Raw genomic sequence first — 25,394 nt, 5'->3', positions numbered from 1 at the left:
CTATGGTCGACAGGTGCCCGCTCCACCGCCGGTCGCTCGAAATCGAGCGTATGTCGTTGCCGCCGCCGTCACCCTGATCGGCCTGCTGATCACCGTGACGGTTCCGCTGAGCTTCCCCGCCGGCGGGGGGCCGACGGCGTTCGATCGCGCGATCGGCGATCGCGTGCACGAGGGGTTGGACGCGCATCGTGGCGTCTACGATGCGCTGGTGGTGCCGAGCGACGCCTATATCGTGTTGCCGCTGTTGCTGATCGGTGTGCTCTACTGCGCCCGCCGGCGCGACTGGTGGGGTGCCGGATTTCTGGTGCTCGTCCCGGAGCTGGTGGTCGCGATCAACACCTGGGCTTTGAAACCGCTGTGGGACAGGCATTTACAGCACTATCTCGCCTACCCGAGTGGGCACACGGTCCAATTCGTCGCCATCGCAACGGGTTTGCTGCTCGTCGCCGCCACCGTGCGCTTGCGCCTCGTCCTCGGCATGGTCGCCGCACTCGCGCTGGCGGCCGTGGCGGTGGGCATGGTGGGTCTCGGCTATCACTATCCGACCGATGTCGTCGGCGGCGCCGCGTTCGCCGTCGGAGCGGTGACCGCCTGCTGGGCGGTGACGACGGCACTGCGCATGCGGTTGGAGACCCGGCCGCTTCGGGTGGAGGCCGCCGGCGAGTCCGGCGCCGGCGCACAGGCGGAGTCGGGCGAGGATGCCGCAGGGGACAGCGATCGTACGGCGGGCACGCCCGCGGCCTGAGGGATGCCCGCGGCGGGCGCCGCCGGTCCGGCTCAGCCGGGGCCGAAGTTCAGGACCAGCGAGATCACGAACCAGACCACCCAGGCGGCGCCGACGAGCATGCCGATCGCGAGCAGGATGCGCAGCACCGCCCGGCCGGGATCGATGCGGTCCGCCTCCTTCGGATACAGGTTCCACGGGCTGTACCAGGGCATCGTGATCGCGACGGGGCGCCCGTAGGACTGATCGGCGTGGGCCTGTTCCTCCAGAAACGCTTCCGCCTGCGCCTGTTGCGGGCCGCCGTACCACAGCGTGGTGTCCACCGGTCCGCCGAAACCCTCGGCGACGAGATCCTGCGGGGCGGGCAGATACGGCAGAATGCCCAATCCGCGGAAGGTCAGCGCGACCTCGTTGACCGTCCACTGCGCCCGGCCCTGCGAGGTGAGCGCGGTCAGGCAATCGGCCAGCCGCCGGGGATCGTCGCCGAGCACCACCTGGAAGCCGGGATCGTTCCACAACTGGCGGATCGTCGGCTGGGCCCCGTGTGGCGGCACCACCACGACCACGCCCTGCACCACGCGCTGGCCCAGGCCGCGTTCGGCCAGCCAGTTCTGCAGGGCGTGGGTGTGCTCGCGGGAGCGGTCCAGCGGTGTGCCGCGATCGCCGCCCTCGAAACTCACCACGTGCCCGCCGACCCGCCACGGCCCGTTCAACGGGACCTCGAGGTCGCCGCTCACCCGCTCGACCAAGGCCTCGGCCTCGATCACCACGCAGGTGGTCGGCGTCCAGATCACCGCATCGAACTGATGCAGCCGGTCGGCGTAGAACAGACTGCAGTTGACCGTTGCCACACCCTGCGGGTCACCCGGCCCCTTCCAGGTACGCAACCAGTCGATGAGGACCCGCTCGGCCAGGGTCCCGGCCGCGTTCTGCACTCGCACGAGCATTGGCGACCGCCCTTCCGTCGACACTCGATACCGGAAAGCATAAGGGGCACTACGGGTCCGGGGGAGACTTCGACGCGCCGGTGTCGGCATATCGCGTGCCTTCGCCGCCCGTCGGGGCAGTGGCGAAGGCGCCCGGTATGCAGACCGTCAGCGCTGGGCGGGCGCGGGATCGATCGGCGCGATGGGCAGCCGCAGCGCGCCGGGCGCGGTATCGGGCACGGTGGCGTAGTGGGGGGCGACCGGGTCGATGCGGCGGTAGCCCGCGCCCAGTTCCGGTCGCGGATCGGGTTCACCCTTGTTGGGCCAGAACGCCATCGCGCGTTCGGCCTGCGCGGTGATCGTCAGCGACGGGTTCACCCCGAGGTTCGCGGTGACCGCGGATCCGTCGGCGATATGCAGTCCGGGATGGCCGAATACCCGCTGATACGGGTCCACCACACCGCTTTCGGGTCCTTCGCCGATCACGCAGCCGCCGATGTAGTGCGCGGTGGCGGGGATGTTGAACACGTCCATGACCAGGCCGTGCACGTCGCCGTCGACCTTCTCCCCGAACCGGCGGCCGACCTCGTGGGCCAGCGGAATCCAGGTCGGATTCGGTTGTCCGGTGCCCTGTCTGGTCTTCAGCTGCCCCCAGCGGCGGAACGAGGTCAGCGAATTGTCCAGCGACTGCATCACCAGCAGGATCACCGACTTCTCCGAGGCGTGACGGGCGTTGAGGCTGCGCGCGAACACCAGCGGGTGCAGCACGATGGCCAGCAGGAAGCGCAGGAACCGGAACGCGCCGCCGTCGACGATCGGCACCGACATCGGGAACAGCGCGTTCTGCCCCTTGCCGTAGTGGCAGACCTCGACGTGAGTGTCGGGTTCGGGATGGATCGAGGACGTGATGGCGATGCCCTCGGCGAAATCGCTGCGCTGCCGGCTGACCACATTGAGAATGGCCTCGGAGTTGCTGCGGGTCAGCTCGCCCAGCCGGGGCGACAGGTTCGGCAGCACCTTGTCGTCGCGCATCTTGTGCAACAGCTTCTGCGTGCCCAGCGCCGCGGCGGCGAAGACGACCTGTTCGGCGGTGAAAGTCTTGCGGCCCTTGCGAACCCAGCGATCCGAGCGCTGCGTCTCGATGGCGTAGCCGCCGCCCACCATCGGACGCACGCGCGTCGCCGTGGTCAGCTCGAACACCTTCGCACCGGCCTGTTCGGCGAGGTACAGGTAGTTGGTGGGGGTGGTGTTCTTGGCGTTGTGCGGGCAGCCGGTGAAGCAGCGCGCGCAGTGGATGCAGCCGCTGCGGCGCGGGCCGGCGCCGCCGAAGTAGGGGTCGTCGACCTCGACGCCGGGCTGCTCCTCGTTGAAGAACACGCCGACGTTGGTGGGGTGATAGGTATCACCCACGCCGAGATCGTCTGCGATGGAACGGATCACCTCGTCGGCGGGCGTGACGCGCGGGTTGGGCGCCACGCCCAGCATCCGCTTGGCCTGGTCGTAGTAGGGGGACAGTTCACTGCGCCAGTCGGCGATATGGGCCCACTGCTTGTCGGTGTAGAAGTTCGGCAGCGGTTCGTAGAGGGTGTTGCCGTAGATCAGCGAGCCACCGCCCACACCGGCGGCGGAGAACACCGCGCACTTGCCGAGCACGCTGATCCGCTGCGGCCCGGTCAGGCCCAGGCGCGGCGCCCAGATCGACTTGCGCACATTCCAATTCGAATTCGGAATGGCCTCCGCGGGCCAGCGCCGGCCGGATTCCAGAACGGCCACCCGATAGCCCTTCTCGGTGAGGCGCAGCGCACTGACGCTGCCACCGAAGCCGGAGCCGATCACCACCACGTCGTAGTCGAAGTCGGGCATGTCTTCCTCTCGTCACCGCGTTCACAATGAAACGGTTACGACTCATTGTGTCACTCGCTAGTGTGCCATCCGGGCGGATGCGACCGGTAAACCTATCGTGCCGCCGTACCCGTCGCGGCGTGCCCGAATGGCGCGGCGGGATCGGTTCGGGTAAGCAACAGGCGTGAGCAACCGACCGGCCGGCGGGTCCGGCCCCGACCATCAGGCCTCCGAGCCCCCGGAGCCCGCGCGCGAGTCCGCGGACGCCGCGGTCGGCACGGAGACCGACCGCATTCTCACCGTGCCGAACGTGCTGAGTGTGCTGCGGCTGATCGGCGTGCCGGTCTTCCTCTGGCTGCTGCTGGTCCTGCATGCCGACGGCTGGGCGTTCGCGCTGTTGGTCGCCAGTGGCGTCACCGACTACCTCGACGGAAAGCTGGCGCGGCTGCTCGATCAGTACTCGCGGCTGGGCGCGCTGCTGGACCCGTTGGTGGATCGGTTGTATCTCATCGCCACCGTGCTCGGCCTGCTGGTGCGCGGAATCCTGCCGTGGCCGTTCGTCGTCGTATTGATCGGCCGCGACCTGATCCTGAGCGCGACGCTGCCGATCTATCGCCGCCGCAACCTCGATCCGCCGGAGGTCATCTACCTCGGCAAGGCGGCCACCTTCGCGCTGATGTCGGCGCTGCCGTGGCTGCTGGCCGGCCAGATGGATTGGGCGGCGGCCGGTTTCGGCCGGGCCTTCGGCTGGGCGCTGCTGTGGTGGGGTACGGCGGTCTACGTGTGGACGGGTCTGCTGTATCTGCGCAAGGCCTTCGCCGTCGCCCGGACCATACCTGTTGCGCCGCGAGCAACTTCGTAGCGGGTGTGGCGATCCGACGTGTCGGCACGGGTCGATAGAGTTGTGCCGAACGCCGGTCGGCCGACACCCGTGAAAGGACGCCCCGTGAGAGGAATCAGCCTGTGACCAACCTTCCCGAGGACCTTCGCTACACCGAGGAACACGAGTGGGTGCAGCGGATCGCGCCGAACCGCGTGCGGGTCGGTATCACCGATTTCGCGCAGTCGCAGCTCGGTGATGTGGTGTTCGTGCAGCTGCCGGCAGTCGACACCGTGGTGTCGGCCGGCGAGGCGATCGCCGAGGTCGAATCGACCAAGAGCGTCTCGGAGATCTACGCTCCGCTGAACGCGAAAGTCGTTGCGGCGAACGAAGATCTCGACTCCGAGCCGGAATCGCTGAACACCGATCCCTACGGCGACGGATGGATGTTCGAGCTGCAGATCGACGACGCCGAGGCACTCGATACCGCCCTCGGTGCATTGCTCGATGCCGCAGGTTACCAAGGAGTTATCGAGGGCTGAGTCAGCCTTCCCAGTTCTACCTGCACGGGTGCGGCCCAGCAGGGTACGGTCAATGCCAACAGATGTGCCGGCGGCCGGTGCCGGGAACTCTGCCGGAACTTGCCGGTGACACCTGACAGCGCGACAGCCGGTCGCGATGGGTGGCGACGGTGAGGGCAGTGCGCTCGGAATTGGCGCCGGATACCGGTACGGAAAATCGGTTCGAGGAGGAGAGCAAGGGTGAGCGAGAACAAAGACCCGGGATACGGGGAGAGCGCGGCCGAAACGACTTCGGTGTTCCGCGCTGACTTCCTCAACGAGGTCGACGCGTCGCGCTCCGGTGAGCAGACCGGCGAGCAGCCGGTGCAAGGGGTCGAGGGGCTGCCCGCGGGTGCTGCCCTGCTGGTGGTCAAGCGCGGTCCCAACGCGGGGTCGCGGTTCCTGTTGGATCAGCCCACCACGTCGGCGGGCCGTCACCCCGACAGCGACATCTTTCTCGACGATGTCACCGTGTCCCGTCGGCACGCGGAGTTCCGGCAGGACGAGGACACCTTCCAGGTCGTCGACGTGGGCAGCCTGAACGGCACCTACGTCAACCGGGAGCCGGTGGATTCCTCGGAGCTGCAGAACGGTGACGAGGTGCAGATCGGCAAGTTCCGGCTGGTCTTCCTGACCGGACCGCGACCGCAGGTCAACGAGCCGAGCGCATAACGGCCGAGGCGGATTCCACTGATGACTGGCGCAGCGCAATGGACACGCGGAGGAATGTCGATCGGCTCCGTGCTGGACCTGCTGCGTCCGGATTTTCCGGACATCACCATTTCCAAGATCCGCTTCCTCGAATCGGAGGGGCTGATCCGCCCGGAGCGCACGCCTTCGGGATATCGCAGATTCTCGGTCGCCGATGTCGAGCGGCTGAAATTCGTGCTGACCGCGCAGCGGGATCAGTATCTGCCGCTGAAGGTGATCAAGGAGCAGCTCGAAGCGATCGACCGCGGCGCGGCGACCCTGGGTGTGCGCGAGGCGCGGGCCCGGGCCGACGGCGCCGGTGTGGACGGCTCGGGGCGTGCGCCCGAGTCCACCCGCACGGTGGGCGCCCCCGCGGCGCCCCGGCGGCTGGGTGTGGTGCCCGGCGAGGTGTCGCCGGACGAATTGCGTCTCGATCACGAAATGCGCGTCACGCGTGCCGATCTGCTGGAGCAGGCCGGGATAGATGAGAAATTTCTCACCGAACTGATACGCGCCGGGCTCATCACGCCCGGCGCTGCCGGATTCTTCGACGCCGAGGCCGTCACCTTGGCTCGCACCGCCCAGGCGATGAGCGAATTCGGTTTGGAGGCACGGCATCTGCGGGCGTTCAAGCTGGCAGCGGACCGGGAGGCGGCCATGATCGCCCAGATCGCCGCGCCGATAGCCAAGAGCCGCGACGCCGATGCCCGGGCCCGCGCCGAGGAGACCGTACGCGAGTTGGCGGCGTTGTCGCTGACGCTGCATACCAGCTTGGTGAAGACGTCGGTGCGGGCTTCCCTCGGCGGCTGAATTCTTCGCCTAGACTCGGTGATACGGCCTGCCCAGCTGGGCTCGTGCGGGCGGCCGGCGAGTATGGGAGGCCAGTGCGATGAGTGAAATGCGTGTGATCGGCATCCGGGTCGAGCAGCCCCAGAACCAGCCCGTGTTGCTGCTGCGTGAAGAGTCGGGCGACCGTTATCTGCCCATTTGGATCGGTCAGGCCGAGGCGACCGCCATCGTGCTCGAGCAGGAGGGGGTGACCCCGATCCGGCCCCTGACCCACGACCTGATCAAGATCCTGATCCACGACCTCGGCCACACCTTGAAAGAGGTGCGAATCGTGGATTTGCAGGAGGGAACCTTCTACGCCGACCTCGTCTTCGACAACGACGTGCGGATCTCCGCACGTCCGTCGGATTCGATAGCTATCGCCTTGCGGGTCGGTTGCCCGATCTACGCGGAGGAACCGGTCCTCGAGGAAGCCGGGCTGGTGATGCCCGACGAACGCGAGGACGAGGTGGAGAAGTTCAAGGAGTTCCTGGAGTCGGTGTCACCGGACGATTTCAAGGCCACCGACAGCTGAGCTTCTCGCCCGGGTTACCGGCGACCGCGTATGGCGGTCAGGTGATCTCGACTGTGCTCTATACCTCACGTAGAGGGTGAGAAACACGCCGCACGCGGAGTTTGGCTCCATGCCCGTGCTGCCGAGACAATCGACAGAGTAGCCTCGACAGTTAGGCCGTTGTTCTTCTTCGGCGATGCAGTGAGGGAGTAGCAGTGGGAGACCGACCGCAGCAACCAGCACCCGACCCGCGGCCCACCGCGGTCGTGCAGCCAGGGCTGTTCCCTGACGACACGGTGCCCGACGAGCTGGTCGGTTACCGCGTTCCCAGCGCCTGCCAGGTGGCCGGTATCACCTACCGGCAGCTCGACTACTGGGCCCGCACCGGGCTCGTCGTCCCCTCGATTCGCAGCGCCACCGGTTCCGGCAGTCAGCGCCTGTACTCCTTCAAGGACATCCTGGTTCTCAAGATCGTCAAGCGGCTGCTCGACGCCGGGATCTCACTGCAGAACATCCGCATCGCCGTCGATCATCTGCGCAGCCGCGGGGTCGAGGATCTGGCCGGGATCACGCTGTTCTCCGACGGCACCACCGTCTACGAATGTTCCTCGCCGGAAGAGGTCGTCGATTTACTGCAGGGCGGTCAGGGCGTCTTCGGTATCGCCGTCAGCGGGGCCATGCGCGAGCTGACCGGCGCGATCGCCAACTTCCCGGCCGAACGCGCCGAGACCCACGAGGCGAGCGACCGGCCCGAGGACGAATTGGCCTACCGGCGCAAGGCACGCGAGAACCGCAAGACCGGATAGTCGTCGCTCGCCGAATGTGATGCAGCCGACTGCGTGCTGAGCTGGGTCGGAAACATGGCGTTTACCGCGCACCGCTTAGACTGAGGGTGCGTCGCCGCCGTGCGGGAGAGTTCCGGGTTTCGTCCCGGACGCCGAAGGAGCAGCACCTCCCCGTCAATCTCTCAGGCATCAGGGACCGTACGGAGTTCGACGCCTCTGGAAAGCGGCGGCCGCACACAATGCGGGCCGCCCGCCCATGGGGAAAGGGATCGCGCGCGACCCCGAATCTCTCAGGCGCCACGACAGAGGGGGAGGGCCGACAGTCGTCGACGGTGGCACCCGGGGTGCCGGTCGACCCGCCCGAGCCTTGGAGCTGCCGTGACCCGTAGTTTCGCCGACCGCCACATCGGACCCGACACCACCGAACTGGATCGGATCCTCGATACCGTCGGCGTCGGGTCGATGGACGAACTCGCCGCACGTGCCGTGTCCGCGAGCATTCTGGACGCCGCCGGCGAGACCGGACTGGACGCGCTGCCGGCCGCGGTCTCCGAACACGACGCTCTCACCGAACTTGCGGCGCTGGCGCATTCGAACACCGTCGCCACGTCGATGATCGGCCTCGGTTACTACGACACCCTGACCCCGCCGGTGCTGGTCCGCAACCTGCTGGAAAACCCCGCCTGGTACACCGCGTACACGCCGTATCAGCCCGAGATCAGCCAGGGCCGGCTCGAAGCGCTGCTGAACTTCCAGACCATGGTCTCCGATCTGACCGGGATGGAGGTGGCCAACGCCTCCATGCTGGACGAGGCCACCGCCGCCGCCGAGGCGATGACGCTGCTGCAGCGCGCCAACCGCAAGAGCACCTCCCAGCGCCTGCTCATCGATGCCGACCTGTTCCCGCAGACCCGAACCGTGCTGACCACCCGGGCCGAACCGCTCGGCATCACGCTGGTCGAGGCGGATCTGAGTTCCGGCGAACTGCCCGAGGGCGACTTCTTCGGCGTGGTCCTGCAGACTCCGGGCGCCTCCGGCCGGATCGCGGACCCGACCGCGGTGATCGCCGCGGCGCACGCGCGGGGTGCGCTGGTCGCGGTCGGCGCCGACCTGCTGGCGCTGACGCTCATCGCCCCGCCCGGGGAGCAGGGCGCCGACGTATGCTTCGGCACCACCCAGCGGTTCGGTGTCCCGCTCGGCTTCGGCGGCCCGCACGCCGGATATCTCGCGGTGCGCACCGCACACGCGCGGCAACTGCCCGGCCGGCTGGTCGGCGTTTCGGTCGACGCCGACGGGGACCGCGCCTACCGGCTCGCGCTGCAGACCCGCGAACAGCACATCCGCCGCGAGAAGGCGACCTCGAACATCTGCACCGCGCAGGTGCTGCTCGCGATCGTGGCCGCGATGTATGCCTCCTACCACGGCGCCGACGGGCTGCGCGCGATCGCGCGGCGGGTGCACGGTCACGCCGAGCGGCTCGCCACCGGGCTCGGCGACGCGGTCGTGCACGAACGCTTCTTCGACACCGTCCTGGTGTCGGTGCCCGGTGGCGCCGAGGCCGTGGTCGCCAAGGCGAAGGGGCGCGGTATCAACCTGCGTCTCGTCGACGCCGACCATGTGGCGGTGGCCTGTGACGAGGCGACCACCGAGGCTCAGGTGGCGATCGTGCTGGAATGCTTCGGCGCCGACGGGGTGCCGGAGACGGCCACGCTGCCCTCGATCGAAACCCGGACCTCGGCGTATCTGACGCATCCGGCGTTCACCCGTTATCACACCGAAACCGCGATGCTGCGGTATCTGCGGCAGCTGTCGGACAAGGATATCGCCTTGGACCGCAGCATGATTCCGCTCGGTTCGTGCACCATGAAGCTCAACGCCACCGCCGAGATGGAGCCCATCACCTGGCCCGGTTTCGCGCGCCTGCACCCGTACGCGCCGCTGGAGGACGCGCCCGGCATGCTGCGGGTGATCGAGGATCTCGAGCACTGGCTGGCCGCGGTCACCGGGTACGACCGGGTGAGCCTGCAGCCCAATGCCGGTAGTCAGGGCGAGTACGCGGGATTGCTCGCGATCCGCCGCTATCACCTCGACCGCGGCGACACCCACCGCGACACCTGCCTGATTCCCTCCAGTGCGCACGGCACCAACGCCGCGTCGGCGGCGATGGCCGGGCTGCGGGTGGAGGTCGTGAAATGCCGGGACAACGGCGACGTCGATCTGGACGATCTGCGCGCCAAGATCGCCGATCACGCCGATCGGCTGGCCTGCATCATGATCACCTATCCGTCCACCCACGGCGTGTACGAACACGAGGTGGCCGAGTTGTGCGCGCTTGTGCACGATGCGGGCGGACAGGTGTACGTCGACGGCGCGAATCTGAATGCTCTTGTGGGACTTGCCCGCCCGGGGCGCTTCGGCGGCGACGTCTCGCACCTGAACCTGCACAAGACCTTCTGTATCCCGCACGGCGGCGGAGGTCCCGGCGTGGGCCCGGTCGCGGTGCGCGAACATCTGGCGCCCTACCTCCCCGGCGATCCGCTGCAGCCGGATTCGCACGCGGTGTCCGCGGCGCGGTACGGTTCGGCCTCGATCCTGCCGATCACCTGGGCCTATATCCGGATGATGGGCGCCGACGGCCTGCGCCGGGCCACGCTGACCGCGATCGCCTCGGCCAATTACCTTGCGCGGCGGCTGGATTCGCATTTCCCGGTGCTCTACACCGGGGAGAACGGCATGGTCGCCCACGAGTGCATCCTGGATCTGCGCGAGATCACCAAGCGCACCGGCGTGACCGTCGACGATGTGGCAAAACGCCTGGCCGACTACGGATTCCACGCCCCGACCATGAGTTTCCCGGTCGCCGGGACGCTGATGGTCGAGCCCACCGAAAGTGAGAACCTCGAAGAGCTCGACGCCTTCGCCGACGCGATGATCGCGATCAAGGGTGAGATCGACGAGGTTGCCGCCGGCACCTGGCCGGTCGAGCAGAGCCCGCTGCGCGGCGCCCCGCATACCGCCGCTTCGCTCGTCGGCGAGTGGGACTATCCCTACAGCCGGGAGACCGCCGTCTACCCGCTGGGTGTGCACTCCGGCCGGGCCAAGGTATGGCCCGCGGTCCGGCGCATCGACGGAGCCTTCGGTGACCGCAATCTGGTGTGCTCGTGCCCGCCGCTCGAGGCCTACACCGACTGAGTTCTCGGCCGAGCGCGGGGTCACGCTTCGGCGGCGACCGCCTGCGCGTAGGCCTCGGCGAGGCGTTCGGTGGCGGTCGGCTTGCCGGTATCCGGGCGCGCGATCCCGAGGTGGCGTTCGCGCAGCTCGTCCATGAATTCCGCCCACAGTTGCGGGCCGCCGGCCTCGAGCAGTTCCGCGCGGACGCGCAATCCGGGGGTTGTCGGACGGTGTCGCAGGCCCCAGGAGGAGAGGGCGGCCAAGACCGGAACCAGCTGGATCGCGGGTTCGGTGAGGCTGTAGGTGGCGCGCTGTCCGCGGCGGACCTCGTCGCGGGTCAGCAGTCCGGCGTCGACGAGGGTTTTGAGCCGGTCGGCGAGGATATTGGAGGCGATGCCCTCCTCCGACCGGGACTGCAGCTGCCGGAAATGACGGCGGTCGCCGAACATGATGTCGCGCAGCACCAGCATCGTCCACCGATCGCCGACCACCTCGACGGCGGCGTTGATCGGACAGCCCGACCGCTGTTCCGAAAGCTGTTCCTCGGACACCACACCTCCTTCGCCAACTGCTTGCATCTTACTAGCACTAGCGGCTGTGACGGTGCCCGAGATCCGCTGGCTGGTGAAGCCGGCGGCCAACGGCCCTACGGCGTGGTCAGCGCGTGGTTGACCGCGGTGCCGAAGGTCATGTCGTCGGAGGTGCTGACCTTGGTGTAGGTGCCGCCGGTCTTCTGAGCCAGATTCTGCAGGGTCTGCGCCCCCTGGCCGCCCACGACGATCACATCCACCCGCACCGGATGCGCGGCATCGGCGACGCCGGTGATATCGGTGATCAGCTGATCCCCGGTCACCGAGGAATTGTCGTTGGGGCCGCCGGTGATGAGCAGCACCGAATTCGTCTTACCCGGGGAATAGTTCTTCACCGCGCTGCGGTAGGCGGCCTCGAGCGACGGGTAAGTGCGGTCGGTGCTCGAACCGGCCAGCGTGACGTTGCCCAGGGCCGTGGACAATTCGGAGCGGTGTTGCGGTGTGAGCGCCTGGGTGGGCGCGACCATTCGATAGGGATTGCCGTCGGTCAATTGATTGGCGTAGATCCAGGCGCCGGCACCGAAATCCGGCGGCATCGTGTCGAGGGTCGACTGGACCGCGGCGAGAGCGTTGTTCAACCGCGACATCGAACCGTCGCTGGGTGCCATCGACGCCGAGGTGTCGATGAGAATGGTGGCCTGCACGCCCAGGACCGGATGGGCGAGCACCGACTGCACCCGATCGAGGACCGACTTCGCCGGCACCGCGGTGGGTGTGGCGGCCGCGGCGCCGAATCCGTTGTCGGTGAACAGCTTCTGTTGTTCGGGAGCGCGCAGGAAGTCGGCGAACATGCCGGCCGCCAGGTTCTGGGTCTTGTCGACCCAGCTTCCGGTGAGCATCGCGGCGGGATGATCGGCGACCGGCGCGGCACCGGTCGGATGGAACAGCGCGACGCTCGGCCGGGTCTTGGCTTGCTGCTCGGTAACTGCTACCGCGTGGATTGGGGAGTTGGGGCCTTGCGCGGAATCGGCGACCGCCGCCAGCGCGGAGGCGGTGTCCCCGGATTCCGGTGCGTCGGCGGCCAATCCGGAGATGGCGGCGATGACCTGACCGGACGCGGCGGATTCATCGGTCAGCGGATCGGAGCCGGAGACGGCCGACCCGACCGCGACCGCGGCGGCCAGCGAATCGTCACCCGGTGGCATCGCCATCCGCAGCGGACCCCAGCTGCCGAGGCCGATATCGCCGAGCGATCCGCGCTGCAGGCGCGCCAGATCCGACCAGCTGAGGTTGGCCTTCTCCATCGCTTGCGCCAGGGTGCCGGGGGCGGCCACCGCGATCGGGCTGACGGCGATCGAGGCGGGCGTGCCCTGCACCAGTCCCGGAACCCGCATCTGCTCGACCGCCCGCGAAGAACTCGGAATCCAGAGACCGGGTTGTGGGCCGAGCTTGGCGTCCCAGTTCGGGGCGGTGAGCCCGGTCACCATCGCGGCGGTGGTCCGTTCGGTGACGGAGACCTTCGCGCAGTGATCGCGGATCTGGGGGTGGGTGGCGTTGTAGCGGTCGGCGGCGGCGCGCACGGGAGCGGCGATATCGGGATCGACGGTGACCGCGAGCGTCACCGGGCCCTCGATGCACTGGCCGGCGGCGCTGCGGTTCTCCGATGCCGAACGATTGCTGAGCCAGAACCAACCGGCGACCGCCACGATCAGCAGCAGGACCGCCACCACGGTGATAACCAAACCTTTGCTGACGCCCCGTGATCCGTCCGCGCTGCGATGTGTGCCCACGATTTTCCAGTGTATGGTCACGCGAAAACCGGCGCTCGACCAGGATCGGTCGAGCGCCGGGCTCGGATCGTGCGAGTGACGCGGACCACTCGCACGTGTCGTTCTCAGTCGCGGATCAGCTTGCCGCGGTCGAATTCGTGACCGCCCCACACACCGGACTGGCCGGTGCCGGCCGCGAACTCCGCGCACTGCCGGCGAATGGGGCAGCCGGCGCAGATTCCGCGCGCGTAGTCGAAGTCCTGCGACGGGTACGGGAACCAGGCATCGTGGTTCGGGTCACCCTTGCATGCGGCCTGGTCCCAGCTCTGTGTATCCGAGACCGGGAGCAGATCCACCAGGGTGAGTGCCGGAGTCGTAGTTGTCATATCGGATCCCTCCTTCCTCGGGATGTGCGGGTGTTCACTGTGCGCCGGTGGCTGTTCACTGTGCGCCCGTGGCGACGAGGTCCTTCCAGATCCGCCGTTGCCGCCGCTGCATGTCGGTGGGCGCCTTGGGTTCCCAGAGCAGTCGCATCCCGGCCTCGTCCGGGGTGCGGTCGGCCTTGCGGGTGTTGCACGGTCCGCAGGCGGCGACCAGGTTGTTCCAGGTATTGGGCCCGCCCCGGCTGCGCGGGCGGATGTGGTCGACGGTGCGGGCCCAGCCGGCGCAGTATCCGCACCGGTGACGGTCCCGCCGCAGCACACCCGCGAGGGTGGCCCGGCTCTCGTCGTGCACGAGCACGCTGTGCTCGAGATAGACGTAGCGCAGCAACCGGATCGTCTGCGGCAGAGCGATTTCCAGATGCTTGGAGCGAATCGGGAAATGCGGTTGCCGCTCGGCCACGGTCTCGGCGGTCCCGCTGATCACCAGCACGACCGCGCGATCCGCGCCGATATCGGTCAGCGCCTCGTAGGACGCGTTGAGGACCAGTACCTGGGCGTGTATCCAGTTGTCGGGAGCGAGAGTTCTTTCGGCGTGACGAGACAGCATGGGGGTCACCATGTTTCGTGAAAAAGTGGAACGAGGAGAGGAGGGGGAGCCGATCAGGCCTGCCGGAAGAGGCGACCGGATTCCCGCTCGGCTTGCCGCAGAATGCTCTGCGACTGCTCGACGCCGGTCGAATGTCGCTGCCCGGCAAGATCGTTCATCTCGTCGCGCATACTCTTCGGATACATCGGCCACCTCCTCCTTCCCGTTACTCGTCGAATGGCCCCGCTGTGCGGCGGGACCGGTTGATCATCGTTGTCATGGTGACACAGCGTTACCGCCGTTGTCGGGTCATTTTTTCGTCGCCGCAACCGATCCGGCGGGCGACGCTAACCCCCGTTGCCGCAGTTACAGCGCTGGGGGTGTTCGAACTATTCCCTGACCTCGCGGAGTCGTGTGTGTGTTCGGCCACGCCGCGACCGGCGTAGGGCGATCGGATCTGTGGGTCCGGTCTTCAGCCTGGTGCGCATCTCAGCCTGCGCAGTGCAGCCCGAATCCGGTCGCGTCGCAGCCCAAGCCGTCCCGCAGTCGCAGGCTGCGGTCGTAATCGCCGCCGGCCTGGGTGCGGTACGGGATCGGCTCGATCGCGTCGATCCGCGACAATCGCGCCCGCAGGTCGTCGGCGATGGCGGAGAAACGTTCGGAGTCGACCCGGATGGTGCCGTGGACGAGGAACGGGGGCAGCACATCCATGCCGGCGTAGTAGAGGATGCCGTGGTGGATGGGAAAGAGCAGGTCGTCGATGTGGCCGTTGATGCCACGTTCGGAGTAGGCCGGCTCCCGTCCGCCGATGGAGACCACCAGCATGGCTCGCCGCCCACTCAGCGCGCCCGCACCGTATCGGGGCAGCGCCGTGCTGCCGGATCCGTAGGCGAAGCCGTTGGTGAACACCCGGTCCACCCAGCCCTCGAGGATGGCGGGCATCGAGTACCACCACAGCGGAAAGTGCAGCAGCACCGCGTCGGCCCACCGCAGTTTGTCCTGTTCAGCCGTGATATCGGCGGTCAGCGTGCCGTTGCTGTACGCCTCGCCGGAGGCCTGCATGAAGGTGCCCGTACCGGACTCACCGAAATCGGCGGCATCGGCCTGCGCCTTCCAGCCCATCGCATACAGATCGCTGACCACGACCTCATGTCCTGCGCCGCGAAGGTGTTCCACCGCAACATCTTTGAGAGCTCCGGTGAGCGAATCGGGTTCGGGATGCGCATACACGATCAGAATTCGCATATGTGGCGACAACGGTTCGATACCGCCGCGCATTCCCGCGCCCGAGCGCCCGGATGTGTCGCCGACAGGACCGGAATGTGAGATTTGCGTGACAAACTGGTTGGAAAATATTGCGCGGCAATCGAATTGTGGGAGCGGGCGTGCTGATACTCTGTGGCCGAGGGGTCGCCGCAGATCTCCGTCACGACATCTTGGGGGAGTGATATGTCGACAGATCGACGAGTGCTCGAAAACTTGGAGACCGCCACTGTGACGGGCGGGGAGGGCGCATTCGCGCCTTCCAGCGCTGTCGCCGGCAAGCTGGAGGCCATTCGTGCCGAGGCGGGTCTTCCCGCGCTCGCGGCGGCGGTGTGGCGCGGGGGCACCCTGATCGGCTCATGGGCGAGCGGGGTGCGGAAACTGGGAGATCCGACGCCGGTGACGACGGCCGACGAATGGCATCTGGGGTCCGACACCAAGGCGATGACCGCGACGTTGATCGGTCTCCTCGTCGATCGCGGACAACTCGCTTTCTCCGATCGCCTCGACACCGTGCTCGCCGGTGAGACGATCGACCCCGGTTATCGCGCCACCACCATCGAACAGTTGCTCCAGCATCGCGGCGGCGCCCCGGCCGCCATGCCCGCCGACATCAAGCAGCGGATGTGGTCCGACGGCGATGACCCCGGCGCCCGGATCCGAGCCGTGCGGTCGCTGCTGAGCCGCCCGCCCGCACAGGCACCCGGCACGTACGCCTATGCGAATGCCGGCTATCTGATCCTCGGCATCGTGCTGGAACGGATCGCGAAGACGCCGTGGGAGAACATGATTCGGACCGAGCTGTTCGCGAAGCTCGGCATGACGTCGGCCGGCTTCGGACCGCCCGGCAACGGCACCGCCGTCGATCAGCCGTGGGGGCATACGAATGCTGGGAACGCGCTCGAACCCGGTGCGGGGAACACGCTCGAACCCATTGCACCCGCGGATCCGCGCGCGGACAACCCACCGGCCTACGGACCGGCGGGACGGGTCCATGTCGGTCTCGCGGACTGGGGGAAATTCCTCACCATGCACGTCCGGGGTGCTCGCGGTGAGCCGACCTTGCTGTCCGCGGCGACGATGGCGCGTCTGCATCAACCGCCGCCAGGTGGCGACTACGCCGCCGGTTGGCGCGTCACGACCAGGGACTGGTCCGGCGGTGTCGCGCTGACCCATACCGGTAGCAATTTGCTGTGGCTGGCGACCACCTGGTTGGGGCCGGCGCGCGATGTGGCCTTCGCGACGGCGACCAACTGCTGTGCCGACTCCGCCGACAAGGCGCTGGACGACGCGACCTGCGTGCTGATAGAGGCCTTCGTCGGCGGGTGATCGTCGGCGCGTGCGATCGACGGGACCTCCGCGGCGAAGCCGCACGGACGCCGGCCGCCAAAGAGTGTTCCGAGCGCGAAGCAGCCCCGGTCGTTCGATACGACCGGGGCTGCGACGTCACGGTTCGCCGCGACAGGGTCACGACGAGTTTCGGATCAGCCCTTCGCGGCGAGCGCCTTGGCCTCGCGGCGGCGGCGGTGCAGGATGGGCTCGGTGTAGCCGTTGGGCTGGCAGGCACCTTCGAGGATCAGTTCCTTGGCGGCCTGGAAGGCGACGCTGCCGGCGAAGTCGGGGGCCATCGGCTTGTAGGCGGCGTCACCGGCGTTCTGCCGGTCGACGACGGGCGCCATCCGCTCCAGGCTCTCGACGATCTGCGCCTCGGTGACGATGCCGTGGCGCAGCCAGTTCGCCATCAGCTGGCTCGAAATGCGCAGGGTCGCACGGTCTTCCATGAGCGCGACATCGTTGATGTCGGGCACCTTGGAGCAGCCGACGCCCTGATCGATCCAGCGGACCACGTAGCCCAGGATGGACTGCGAGTTGTTGTCCAGCTCGTTGCGGATCTCCTCGGCCGACCAGTTGGTGTCGGCGGCCAGCGGGATCTCCAGGATCTGGTCGACGGTGGCGCGCGGGCCGCCCTTGGCGATCTCGGCCTGCCGCTTGAACACGTCCACCAGGTGGTAGTGGGTGGCGTGCAGGGTGGCGGCGGTCGGGGAGGGCACCCAGGCGGTGGTGGCGCCGGCGCGCGGGTGGCCGATCTTCTGCTCGAGCATGTCGTGCATCAGATCCGGCATGGCCCACATGCCCTTACCGATCTGCGCCTTGTGCTGCAGGCCGGTGGCCAGGCCCTTGTCGACGTTCCAGTCCTCGTAGGCCAGGATCCACTGCTGCTTCTTCATCTCGGCCTTGCGGATCATCGCGCCGGCCTCCATGGAGGTGTGGATCTCGTCGCCGGTGCGGTCCAGGAAGCCGGTGTTGATGAACACCACGCGGTCCTTCGCGGCCGCGATGCAGGCCTTGAGGTTGACGGTGGTGCGGCGCTCCTCGTCCATGATGCCGACCTTGAGGGTGTTGCGGGGCAGGCCCAGCACATCCTCGACCCGGCCGAACAGCTCGTTGGCGAAGGCGACCTCGTCGGGGCCGTGCATCTTCGGCTTCACGATGTACACCGAACCGGTGCGCGAGTTGCTGACCTTGGCGTTGCCGTTGAGCGAGTGCACCGCGATCAGCGAGGTGATCAGGCCGTCGAGGATGCCCTCGGGCACCTCGTTGCCCTGCGCGTCGAGGATCGCGTCGGAGGTCATCAGGTGGCCCACGTTGCGGACGAACAGCAGCGAGCGGCCGTGCAGGACCACGTCGTTGCCGTCGAGGCCGGTGTACACCCGGTCCGGGTTCATGGTGCGGGTGAAGGTCTTGCCGCCCTTGCTGACCTCTTCGGCCAGATCGCCCTTCATCAGGCCCAGCCAGTTGTGGTAGCAGAGCACCTTGTCCTCGGCGTCGACCGCGGCGACCGAGTCCTCGAAGTCCATGATCGTGGTGACCGCGGACTCGAGCACGACGTCCTTCACGCCCGCGTCGTCGGTCTTGCCGATCGGCGATTCCGGGTCGATCTGGATGTCGATGTGCAAACCGTTGTGGCGCAGCAGGATCGAGCTCGGCGCGGACGGATCGCCCAGGTAGCCGACCAGGGCCGAGGAATCGGCCAGCCCGATGTCGGTGCCGTCCTCGAGGGTGACCTCGAGTTCACCGTCGACGATCTTGTAGGCCTTGGAGCCGACGTGCGAGCCGGTGATCAGCGGCACGGCGTCGTCGAGGAAGTTGCGCGCCCATTCGATGACCTTGTCGCCGCGGACCTTGTTGTAGCTGGTGCCCTTCTCCGCGCCGTTGGCCTCGGAGATGGCGTCGGTGCCGTAGAGCGCGTCGTAGAGCGAGCCCCAGCGCGCGTTGGCGGCGTTGATGGCGAAGCGCGCGTTGCTCACCGGCACGACCAGCTGCGGGCCGGCGGTGGTCGCGATCTCGTCGTCGACGTTCTGGGTGCCGATGGCGAAATCGGCGGGCTCTTCGCGCAGGTAGCCGATCTCGGCGAGGAACTTCTTGTAGGCGGCCTTGTCGTAGCCCTTGCCCGGGTTCTCGGCGTGCCAGGCGTCGAGTTTGCCCTGGATCTCGTCGCGTTCGGCCAGCAGGGCGCGGTTGCGGGGAGCGAGGTCGTTGATGACGCTCTCCGCACCGGTCCAGAACGCGGCGGAATCTACGCCGGAGCCGGGGAGCGCCTCGTTCTCCACGAAGTCGTGAAGAACCTTGGCCACCTGGAGCCCGCCGACCTGAATCCGCTCTGTCATCTACTGCCTCATTTCGAGAAAGCCGGATGGAAAAAGTACGCCTGTCATGTTACCCATGGGTAGTTGCGTGGTCGCGGTCGGCATCGATTGAGCAGGCCCGATTGTATCGTGGGCCACAACTGGGGTCGGCTGCCCCGGGGCGTCTCCGGGGCGATCAGGCCGTCCGGGCGAGCTGTGCGGTTTCGGTGTCGTGCGCCGGCTCGGGAAGGTGGCGGGTGCGCCGGGGGACAGTCGCCAGCAACAAGCCGCCCACGGCCCAGCAGCTCAGCACCGCCAGTGCCGCTGCCGAGCCCGCACCGCCGAAATAGGCGGTCGAGCGCAGCGCGGTGGCGGCCGCGCCGGGCGGGAGCAGTGTTCCCAGGGTGCCCCAGCCGGTCGGCAGCAGTTCCGGTGCGGACATGGCGCCGGAGAGTGGAATGCCCAGTGCGACAAAGGTTGCCGCGCCCACACCGAGTCCGGCGAGGCCGAGCACGGCACGCAGGCCGAGGAGTGCGAGTGCGATCGCGCCGATGGCCAGGGCGACCACTCCCGCGTTGGCGAGGTAATTTCCGGTCAGCACGTCGAGCCAGGTGTGCAGAACGGCGGTGACGGCGAATCCGGCGATGAGCGCGACGGCTACGGCCGCGCCGATCCGGGCGGTGCGGCCCAGCGCCAGCAGCGACAGGGCGGCGCCGGTCAACAGGCCGCCGATGACCATGGGGACCAGAGTGAGGCCGAATACCGCGCCGTGCGGGTCGGCGGCAGGCGTGGCGACGACATCGGTGACCACCGGCGCCGGCGAAAGCTGTTGCGGGATCGGGGTGCTGGGTGCGGGTTGGCCCGCGGCAGGACTACCGGGCTGCGGCGACTGCCCGGAATTCGTCTGCGGCGCAGCGGATCGGCTCATGCTCCGGGCGGCTTCGGTCAGGGCTTGGGCGACGGCCGGGCCGGCGGCGGAGGCGGTCAACACCTCCGGTCCGTTCGCGCCGATCACGATGGCGCCGTAGATATCGCGATCCTCGATGGCCTGAACGGCCGTCGTGCGGTCGGGATACGTCGTCGTGTCGATCGCCGAATCGCCGAGCGCGCCGAGGCCCTGGCGCACCTGTTCGACGGCGGGGGCCGGGCCGGCCAGCCCGACCGGGAGGTGACGTGGGGCCAGGTTGGAGGTCGGCCAGGCGAAGGCCGTGACCAGCACGGTGATCAGGGCGGACAGGGCCAGAACCGGTCCGAGAACGGTGGCGGGCGACGGTCGCATCGCAACTCCAAAGAGAAGGAACGTTCTTTTTGTATTTCGAGCATGCGCCCGCGGCCGGGAGATTGTCAAGAACGAACGTTCTTTTATGATGCGGACATGCCGCGACTGACCGAACAGCGTCGCACCGCCCGGCGAAACCAGCTGATCGCTGCCGCCGTGCGCTGTGTGGCCCGGGAGGGATTCCACAAGACGACGATGTCGGCGGTGATCGCCGAATCGGGGATGTCGGCGGGGGCGGTCTACGGCTATTTCGCATCCAAGAACGACATCATCCGCGCGATCGCCGACTCCGTGCTCGGCCGGATGACGGCGAATCTGGCTCGGCTCACCGAGGGGGCGACGCCGGTGGCGCCGATCGATGCGCTGGAGTCGGTGCTCGGGCAGATCGCGGATCTGGCTCGCGACGGCGATATTCCGCGCGTCGCGGTGCAGGCGTGGGCGGAGGCCGGGCGGGACGAGGTGGTGGCCGGGATCGTCCGTGAACGCCTGGCTCAAGTCCGGAACGCCTGGCGGGAATTGCTCCTGCGCGCCCGTGAGGCCGGATTGCTCTCCGCCGCAGCCGATATCGACGCGCTCGCCCAGGTCATGCTCGGCGCGATGATGGGCTTCCTGCAGCAGTACCTGTTGATGGGCGACGTACGCCCGGATTCCTACGCTGCCGCCTATCGCAGTCTGGCGGGCGCCGGAGAGTAGGCGAACCGATCGCGAGATTCGTCGGCACGGTGCCGGGAGCTCGCGGTATGCCATCGTGAGCCGCCGGGTTTCGGGTCAGGCGGGAAGCTGACCACTGCCGTCGTGCAGCCAGGAGTTGCCGGACTGACCGGCAGGGGAGATTACCGCCGGGGCTCGACCCACAGCGCTTCGGCCAGGACCCGCAGATCGCCCTTCGGCGTCGAAATGGCCACGCCGACAGTGTGTTTGCGCCCGGAGGCGGCGATCGGCCAGGACCAGACCAGGTACTTCTCCCCGGCGCGAACCGGTCCGATGCGACGGGTGGTGAGGGCGGCCGTGACGCCCCCGGGCCGCATTCCGGACAGTTCGATGGCTGCCCAGCCGCCGGGGCAGTCGACGGCCGACCAGATGTTCTCCGTGGTCAGATGCCCTCCGGGCCCGGCCAATTCGGCATCGGGAACCCAGGCGGCCGCGACGAGATCGTGGTCGCGCATCCGCCAGGGATACAGTCGCAGGCCCCGGCCCGGTGCATTCGCGGTGCCGCAGCCGTAGCAGTCGGGAATGGGCCGGCCCGCGGCGAACGAGTCGCGAGACGCGACAACCGCCTCTTCCCATGCGGGTGGCGGGGTGACGGCTAATTCCACCGAACCCGGGCTCGCCTCGGCGAGGATTGTGCCGTCGGAATCGGTGAGCACACTGCCGGATTCGGAATCGGTGATCAGGACCGGGGTGCGCACCGGAACACCGCGCCGGAAGTCGACGCGCACCTCACCGCCGACGCGATCGGCGAGCATGCCCGCCACGTAGCCGCCGAACGCCAGATCCGGATAACCGTGGATATGCGTGGGAATGGTGATCGCCGTACCGACAGTCATCCGCGTCCGAACCTCTCGATTGTGTGCCGACCCAGGGACCATAGCGGCACCCACCGACATCCTCGGGTCCGCCGGACGATCCGCACCGGACCGGCCCTCTCGCCGCGGCCGCCGAACCTGCGGACAAGGAAGTGGTCGACCATGGCCGCCGGAATCGGCCTAGGGGAGTGGTTGCGCGCCGCGCTGGTTCAGCATCAGCGCGATCAACCCGGTCTCCTGGCTCTGGGCGACGAGCATGGCCCGGGCCTGCTCCTTCACCGGGCCGGAGGCGATCTGCCGGTCGGCGGCGCGAGCCATCGCGATACCGCCCTCGTGATGGCGGTACATCAGTTGCAGGAAAAGGATTTCCGCGTCACGCCCCCGGGCGGCCGAGAGCCGGTCCAGTTCGGCCGTGCTCGCCATTCCCGGCATGCCGGCCGCCGACGCGGTGGTGGCGGGCCCGCTCGCCGCGTGATGGTGTGCGGAAACCGTATCCGCGCTCATCCATGCCATCGGGTGATCCGACATCGGGGCGGCGTTCGCCAGGCGCAGCCATCCGAGCATCGTGCCGATCTCCACCCGCTGCGACTGGTCGATCTGCTGTGCCAGCCGCAGTACCTGTGGGTCGACCCTGGGGTCCAGACGCTGCACCATCTGGATCGCCTGCTGATGGTGAGCGGTCATATCCTGGGCGAATCCGATTTCGGTGGCGTCGAGAACCGGTGCGGCGGTGTGGTTCTCGGGCAGGACGACCGGCCGCAGCGCAGCGCCGATCACCAACAGGATCAACGCCGCCGCCGCAGAGGAGCCCCAGCGCAGCCATCGCGACATCTAGGACCCCACGATCGAATGCTGGTCGGCCGGTGGTGAATACACGTCGTTGTCCAGCTGCAACACCATGAATCCGTTGTCGTTGCAGGAGGTCCACAGCTGGCTGCCGTGCCATTCCGGAGGCGCGAAACACCAGTCGGAGGACACGTCACCGAAGGCCAGCATCCCGGTGCGCGGTGACAGGGCCTGGGCCGGATCGAATTTCCCGTCCAGAATGGCGCGCGCCACCGAAAAGCCTTCCAATGCCGGTGGTCCGATCAGCGAACCCAGTGCGTGCGGCGAGTTCCACAGTTGCAGATTCTGTCCGGTGCGGGCGGGCGGATTGAAGTAGGCGATCTCGTGCACCTGGAACGGATCGCGCACATCGAACACCCGGATGCCGGACGATTCCCACCCGCAGGCCAGTGCCGTCGGATTCTCGGGACGGTCGGCCGCGCAGTAGTGCGGGTCGTAGGAGAACACCGAACCGCCCATCGAGGAGGCGAGCATGCTGTCCTGATTCTCCGGCAGATCGATCCGCAACTTGATCTTCTCGACCACCTTGGGGTTGTTCTCGTCGGAGATGTCGACCAGTTTCACCCCGCCGGCTCCCGCCTCGTCGACGGTGAACAGATACGGTGTGCCGTCGTAGCTCACCGGCACGCTGTGCTGGGTTGCCCAGCCGTCGGTCCAGAACACCCGGCCGATGTGGTTGACCTGCGGATTCGGATCGCGCCGCTGAACCGCGCTGATATCGAGCACCGTGAATCCGCCCAGCGCCGACAGATACATGCGGTTGCCGTCGGGACTGATGCCGAAGCCGTGCGCCTCGATGCCGGTGAGCCCCTGCCAGATCACGTGCGGATTCGCCGGATCGGTGAGGTCGACCGCGCTGACGAAGCCGGGTGCGATGCCCGAGGCCCAATAGGTCCGGCCGTCGGGGGAGAAGCCGCCCTCGTGGGTGGTGATGGGCAGGGGCATGGCCAGGTTGGTGCCCGGCCCCGGATTGAGCAGCCGCGGATGCGCGCAGTCGGAGATGTCGTAGACCGACAGGTAGCCGGTGCCCTCCAGGAACGGAACTCCGGTGCCCACCAGCAGTTTTCGCGCGGTGTTGACCTTCAGGCTCTCCCAGGTTCCGGCCATCATCGCCGGTTCGGTGAGGGTGGTGCTCAACACCGGATGCGCCGGATCGGAGGCGTCGATCACCTGCACGCCCTGGGCGGGACCGAGCAGATCGCCGGGGAAGAACGAGCCGGTGTAGGAGCAGTGGTCGTAGGTGGTCGAGGTGATGCCGGCGCCGTGGCCGGCATATCCGCCGACGAACGACATATTGCAGCTGTAGCCCTGTGTGCTGCGGCCGGAGGCGCGGTCGGCGGCCGGAACATCGCCCTGCATACCGGTTTCCGGTCGCGAGCCCGGGCCGCAGTCGGCCGGGGGCACCGCGACCTTGCCGATATCGAGGAATTGCTGCACCTGGGTGGCGATATCGGATTGCAGATCCGCCGACGCGCCGCCGACCGGCAGAATCGCGGCCGCGAGTAGGGCCGCGGCCGCGGCGATGAGTGGTTTGGGCGTGCGCCTGCTAGACCTCCGCGCCATTGCGGGACCCCCACCTTCCACAGTGAAACGGGTTAAGCGTCCCGCGCGCGGAGGTAGTCGGTACCGCCGGTTGCGGGCAATGCATCGAAACGGTAACCCACCCACCTTCTCATCGGGTCTGTTTTCGGGGAAAGCCGTCCGGGGCCACCGAGCTGTTGCGCCACAGCAACACGTGAGACAAACTCGGCGAATGGGAATGAAACACGTTGCAGTCATATCGGGTGCGGTGGCTGCCGCGTTGAACGCCGGAGTGGGAATGGCTGCGGCAGCACCGAATCCGGCCGATACGCCCCGGCAGGCCGTCGCCCGCGCGTATATCGATGCGCTGGTCTCACACGATGCGAGCGCGGTGCCGTTCGCGCCGGACGCCACCCGTGTCGAAGCCGGGTTGAAGACGGGCTATTCGGGCCCGCAATTGACACAGGAACTGAATCACGGCGTCCAGTATTCGGTGATTCAGGACATTCGCGATCTGCGGATGACCGAATGCGGTGATGTGGTGACCGCGCGCTATCTGCTCGACTCCGGTGTCGCCGGGGTGCGGTTGATGACCGTCGACATCACCGAAACCTTCGTCATTCCCGACGGCACCATTCACACCATCAACGCCACCATCGACCCGGTGGTGTAACCGCGCCCGGCGCGGGACCGGAAAGCAACCGGAAATCCGGAGAGCGAGGAAAAGGTATGTCCGACAACGATGATCCGCGCGCGGTCGTGCGGCGGCTGTGGGCGGCGCTGGCCCGGCGCGACTGGGACGCAGTGGCCGCATCGCTCACCGAGGACTGCATCTACCTCGACGTGCCGACCGGTCCCACGCTGGCCGCGAAGGGGCCGGCCGATACCGTCAAACGCCTGCGCATCGGACTGGCCGGGCTGTCCGAATACACCAATCACGACGGGCTGCTGGTCGCCGACGGCCCGGACGTGATCTACGAGCACTCCGAAACCTGGGTGTGGCCGACGGGCGAGCGCGCCGAGCTGCCGTTCGTCTCCGTGCACCGGGTCCGCGACGGGCGCGTCTCGCTGTGGAAGGACTACTGGAACTTCGAAACCCTTACCGCGGCAGCGCCGCCCACGTGGCTGGCGGATTTCGCGGCGGCGGATATGTCGTGGATCTACGACGCCACGGCGGAATTGAGTATCCGCCGCGCGAACTGAGC

Annotated in this window: 25 protein-coding genes and 1 riboswitch; of the genes, 12 read left to right on the top strand and 13 right to left on the bottom strand. The window is 67.8% G+C overall.

The features are described from left to right. The first annotated feature begins 13 nt into the window (after window positions 1-13). Complete coding sequence (locus A5789_RS14095) at window positions 14-745, top strand: phosphatase PAP2 family protein (protein WP_064905477.1); 732 nt, start codon at window positions 14-16, stop codon at window positions 743-745. A 32-nt stretch (window positions 746-777) separates the two neighbouring features. Here A5789_RS14095 and A5789_RS14090 read toward each other — a convergent pair whose 3' ends face one another. Together A5789_RS14090 and A5789_RS14085 are read right to left on the bottom strand one after the other, a co-directional pair. Further along, the gene (locus tag A5789_RS14090; protein ID WP_030517729.1) at window positions 778-1,671 is read right to left on the bottom strand and encodes a nuclease-related domain-containing protein; all 894 of its coding nucleotides are present in this window, start codon (window positions 1,669-1,671) and stop codon (window positions 778-780) included. Between the two features lie 147 nt (window positions 1,672-1,818). Then, a complete protein-coding gene (locus A5789_RS14085) occupies window positions 1,819-3,513 on the bottom strand; it encodes a GMC oxidoreductase (protein WP_064905476.1) in 1,695 nt (564 codons plus the stop codon). Between the two features lie 271 nt (window positions 3,514-3,784). On the opposite strand from A5789_RS14085, the gene A5789_RS14080 reads away from it, so the two are divergent. The 7 genes from A5789_RS14080 (at window position 3,785) to gcvP (ending at window position 10,881) form a co-directional block, all read left to right on the top strand. Further along, on the top strand, window positions 3,785-4,354 hold the full coding sequence (locus A5789_RS14080) for a CDP-alcohol phosphatidyltransferase family protein (RefSeq protein ID WP_036500985.1): 570 nt from the start codon (window positions 3,785-3,787) through the stop codon (window positions 4,352-4,354). Between the two features lie 101 nt (window positions 4,355-4,455). After that, window positions 4,456-4,854 (top strand): glycine cleavage system protein GcvH, encoded by a 399-nt coding sequence (gene gcvH, locus A5789_RS14075; protein WP_063013135.1) that lies wholly within the window; start codon window positions 4,456-4,458, stop codon window positions 4,852-4,854. Between the two features lie 219 nt (window positions 4,855-5,073). After that, entirely contained in the window at window positions 5,074-5,544 is a 471-nt protein-coding gene (locus A5789_RS14070; RefSeq protein WP_036500944.1) for an FHA domain-containing protein, read from the top strand. 54 nt (window positions 5,545-5,598) lie between these two features. Then, the gene (locus A5789_RS14065; RefSeq protein ID WP_104363541.1) at window positions 5,599-6,372 is read left to right on the top strand and encodes a MerR family transcriptional regulator; all 774 of its coding nucleotides are present in this window, start codon (window positions 5,599-5,601) and stop codon (window positions 6,370-6,372) included. Window positions 6,373-6,451: 79 nt separating this feature from the next. Then, window positions 6,452-6,925: a bifunctional nuclease family protein gene (locus A5789_RS14060; RefSeq protein WP_030517724.1), complete on the top strand. Its 474-nt coding sequence runs from the start codon at window positions 6,452-6,454 to the stop codon at window positions 6,923-6,925. A gap of 194 nt (window positions 6,926-7,119) precedes the next feature. Beyond that, window positions 7,120-7,710, top strand: a complete 591-nt coding sequence (locus A5789_RS14055; RefSeq protein WP_051024556.1) for a MerR family transcriptional regulator — start codon at window positions 7,120-7,122, stop codon at window positions 7,708-7,710. Between the two features lie 92 nt (window positions 7,711-7,802). After that, window positions 7,803-7,898: riboswitch (glycine riboswitch) on the top strand. Between the two features lie 169 nt (window positions 7,899-8,067). Then, a complete protein-coding gene (gcvP, locus tag A5789_RS14050) occupies window positions 8,068-10,881 on the top strand; it encodes an aminomethyl-transferring glycine dehydrogenase (RefSeq protein WP_064905474.1) in 2,814 nt (937 codons plus the stop codon). Between the two features lie 20 nt (window positions 10,882-10,901). On the opposite strand, the gene A5789_RS14045 is transcribed toward gcvP, so the two are convergent. The 6 genes from A5789_RS14045 to A5789_RS14025 all read right to left on the bottom strand — a co-directional run bounded on the left by A5789_RS14045 (window position 10,902) and on the right by A5789_RS14025 (window position 15,373). Continuing rightward, window positions 10,902-11,411, bottom strand: coding sequence for a helix-turn-helix domain-containing protein (locus A5789_RS14045; protein ID WP_227463143.1), 510 nt, complete (start codon window positions 11,409-11,411; stop codon window positions 10,902-10,904). 95 nt (window positions 11,412-11,506) lie between these two features. Beyond that, window positions 11,507-13,180: a substrate-binding domain-containing protein gene (locus A5789_RS14040; protein ID WP_193615603.1), complete on the bottom strand. Its 1,674-nt coding sequence runs from the start codon at window positions 13,178-13,180 to the stop codon at window positions 11,507-11,509. A 104-nt stretch (window positions 13,181-13,284) separates the two neighbouring features. Beyond that, window positions 13,285-13,545 carry a WhiB family transcriptional regulator gene (locus tag A5789_RS14035; protein ID WP_030517719.1) on the bottom strand — a complete coding sequence of 87 codons (261 nt, stop codon included), beginning with the start codon at window positions 13,543-13,545 and terminating at the stop codon, window positions 13,285-13,287. A gap of 55 nt (window positions 13,546-13,600) precedes the next feature. Next, the gene (locus tag A5789_RS14030; protein WP_063013127.1) at window positions 13,601-14,149 is read right to left on the bottom strand and encodes an HNH endonuclease; all 549 of its coding nucleotides are present in this window, start codon (window positions 14,147-14,149) and stop codon (window positions 13,601-13,603) included. A 53-nt stretch (window positions 14,150-14,202) separates the two neighbouring features. Continuing rightward, on the bottom strand, window positions 14,203-14,334 hold the full coding sequence (locus A5789_RS38265; RefSeq protein ID WP_255401986.1) for a hypothetical protein: 132 nt from the start codon (window positions 14,332-14,334) through the stop codon (window positions 14,203-14,205). Window positions 14,335-14,617: 283 nt separating this feature from the next. After that, entirely contained in the window at window positions 14,618-15,373 is a 756-nt protein-coding gene (locus tag A5789_RS14025) for an NAD(P)H-dependent oxidoreductase (protein ID WP_064906821.1), read from the bottom strand. Between the two features lie 204 nt (window positions 15,374-15,577). Between A5789_RS14025 and A5789_RS14020 the strand changes: the two genes are divergently transcribed. Further along, window positions 15,578-16,720, top strand: a complete 1,143-nt coding sequence (locus A5789_RS14020; RefSeq protein WP_082940704.1) for a serine hydrolase — start codon at window positions 15,578-15,580, stop codon at window positions 16,718-16,720. A 155-nt stretch (window positions 16,721-16,875) separates the two neighbouring features. Here A5789_RS14020 and A5789_RS14015 read toward each other — a convergent pair whose 3' ends face one another. Both A5789_RS14015 and A5789_RS14010 read right to left on the bottom strand, forming a co-directional pair. Then, on the bottom strand, window positions 16,876-19,059 hold the full coding sequence (locus tag A5789_RS14015) for a malate synthase G (RefSeq protein ID WP_063013121.1): 2,184 nt from the start codon (window positions 19,057-19,059) through the stop codon (window positions 16,876-16,878). 154 nt (window positions 19,060-19,213) lie between these two features. Next, complete coding sequence (locus A5789_RS14010) at window positions 19,214-20,296, bottom strand: hypothetical protein (RefSeq protein WP_064906798.1); 1,083 nt, start codon at window positions 20,294-20,296, stop codon at window positions 19,214-19,216. A 96-nt stretch (window positions 20,297-20,392) separates the two neighbouring features. On the opposite strand from A5789_RS14010, the gene A5789_RS14005 reads away from it, so the two are divergent. Next, the gene (locus tag A5789_RS14005; protein WP_063013117.1) at window positions 20,393-20,989 is read left to right on the top strand and encodes a TetR/AcrR family transcriptional regulator; all 597 of its coding nucleotides are present in this window, start codon (window positions 20,393-20,395) and stop codon (window positions 20,987-20,989) included. A gap of 140 nt (window positions 20,990-21,129) precedes the next feature. Here A5789_RS14005 and A5789_RS14000 read toward each other — a convergent pair whose 3' ends face one another. The 3 genes from A5789_RS14000 to A5789_RS13990 form a co-directional block, all read right to left on the bottom strand. After that, window positions 21,130-21,843 (bottom strand): hotdog fold domain-containing protein, encoded by a 714-nt coding sequence (locus tag A5789_RS14000; protein WP_030517713.1) that lies wholly within the window; start codon window positions 21,841-21,843, stop codon window positions 21,130-21,132. Between the two features lie 159 nt (window positions 21,844-22,002). Further along, window positions 22,003-22,653 (bottom strand): DUF305 domain-containing protein, encoded by a 651-nt coding sequence (locus A5789_RS13995; RefSeq protein WP_064906799.1) that lies wholly within the window; start codon window positions 22,651-22,653, stop codon window positions 22,003-22,005. Beyond that, entirely contained in the window at window positions 22,654-24,231 is a 1,578-nt protein-coding gene (locus A5789_RS13990) for an LVIVD repeat-containing protein (protein ID WP_030517711.1), read from the bottom strand. Window positions 24,232-24,487: 256 nt separating this feature from the next. Between A5789_RS13990 and A5789_RS13985 the strand changes: the two genes are divergently transcribed. Further along, window positions 24,488-24,862 carry a hypothetical protein gene (locus tag A5789_RS13985; RefSeq protein WP_227463122.1) on the top strand — a complete coding sequence of 125 codons (375 nt, stop codon included), beginning with the start codon at window positions 24,488-24,490 and terminating at the stop codon, window positions 24,860-24,862. 56 nt (window positions 24,863-24,918) lie between these two features. Next, complete coding sequence (locus A5789_RS13980) at window positions 24,919-25,392, top strand: nuclear transport factor 2 family protein (RefSeq protein ID WP_030517709.1); 474 nt, start codon at window positions 24,919-24,921, stop codon at window positions 25,390-25,392. Window positions 25,393-25,394: the final 2 nt, after the last annotated feature.

This window comes from Nocardia sp. 852002-51101_SCH5132738, from assembly GCF_001665695.1.
In the GTDB taxonomy this organism is placed as follows: Bacteria; Actinomycetota; Actinomycetes; order Mycobacteriales; family Mycobacteriaceae; genus Nocardia; species Nocardia nova.
The sequence above is the reverse complement of the archived record's forward strand: the minus strand, read 5'-3'. Positions and strand labels throughout refer to the sequence as shown.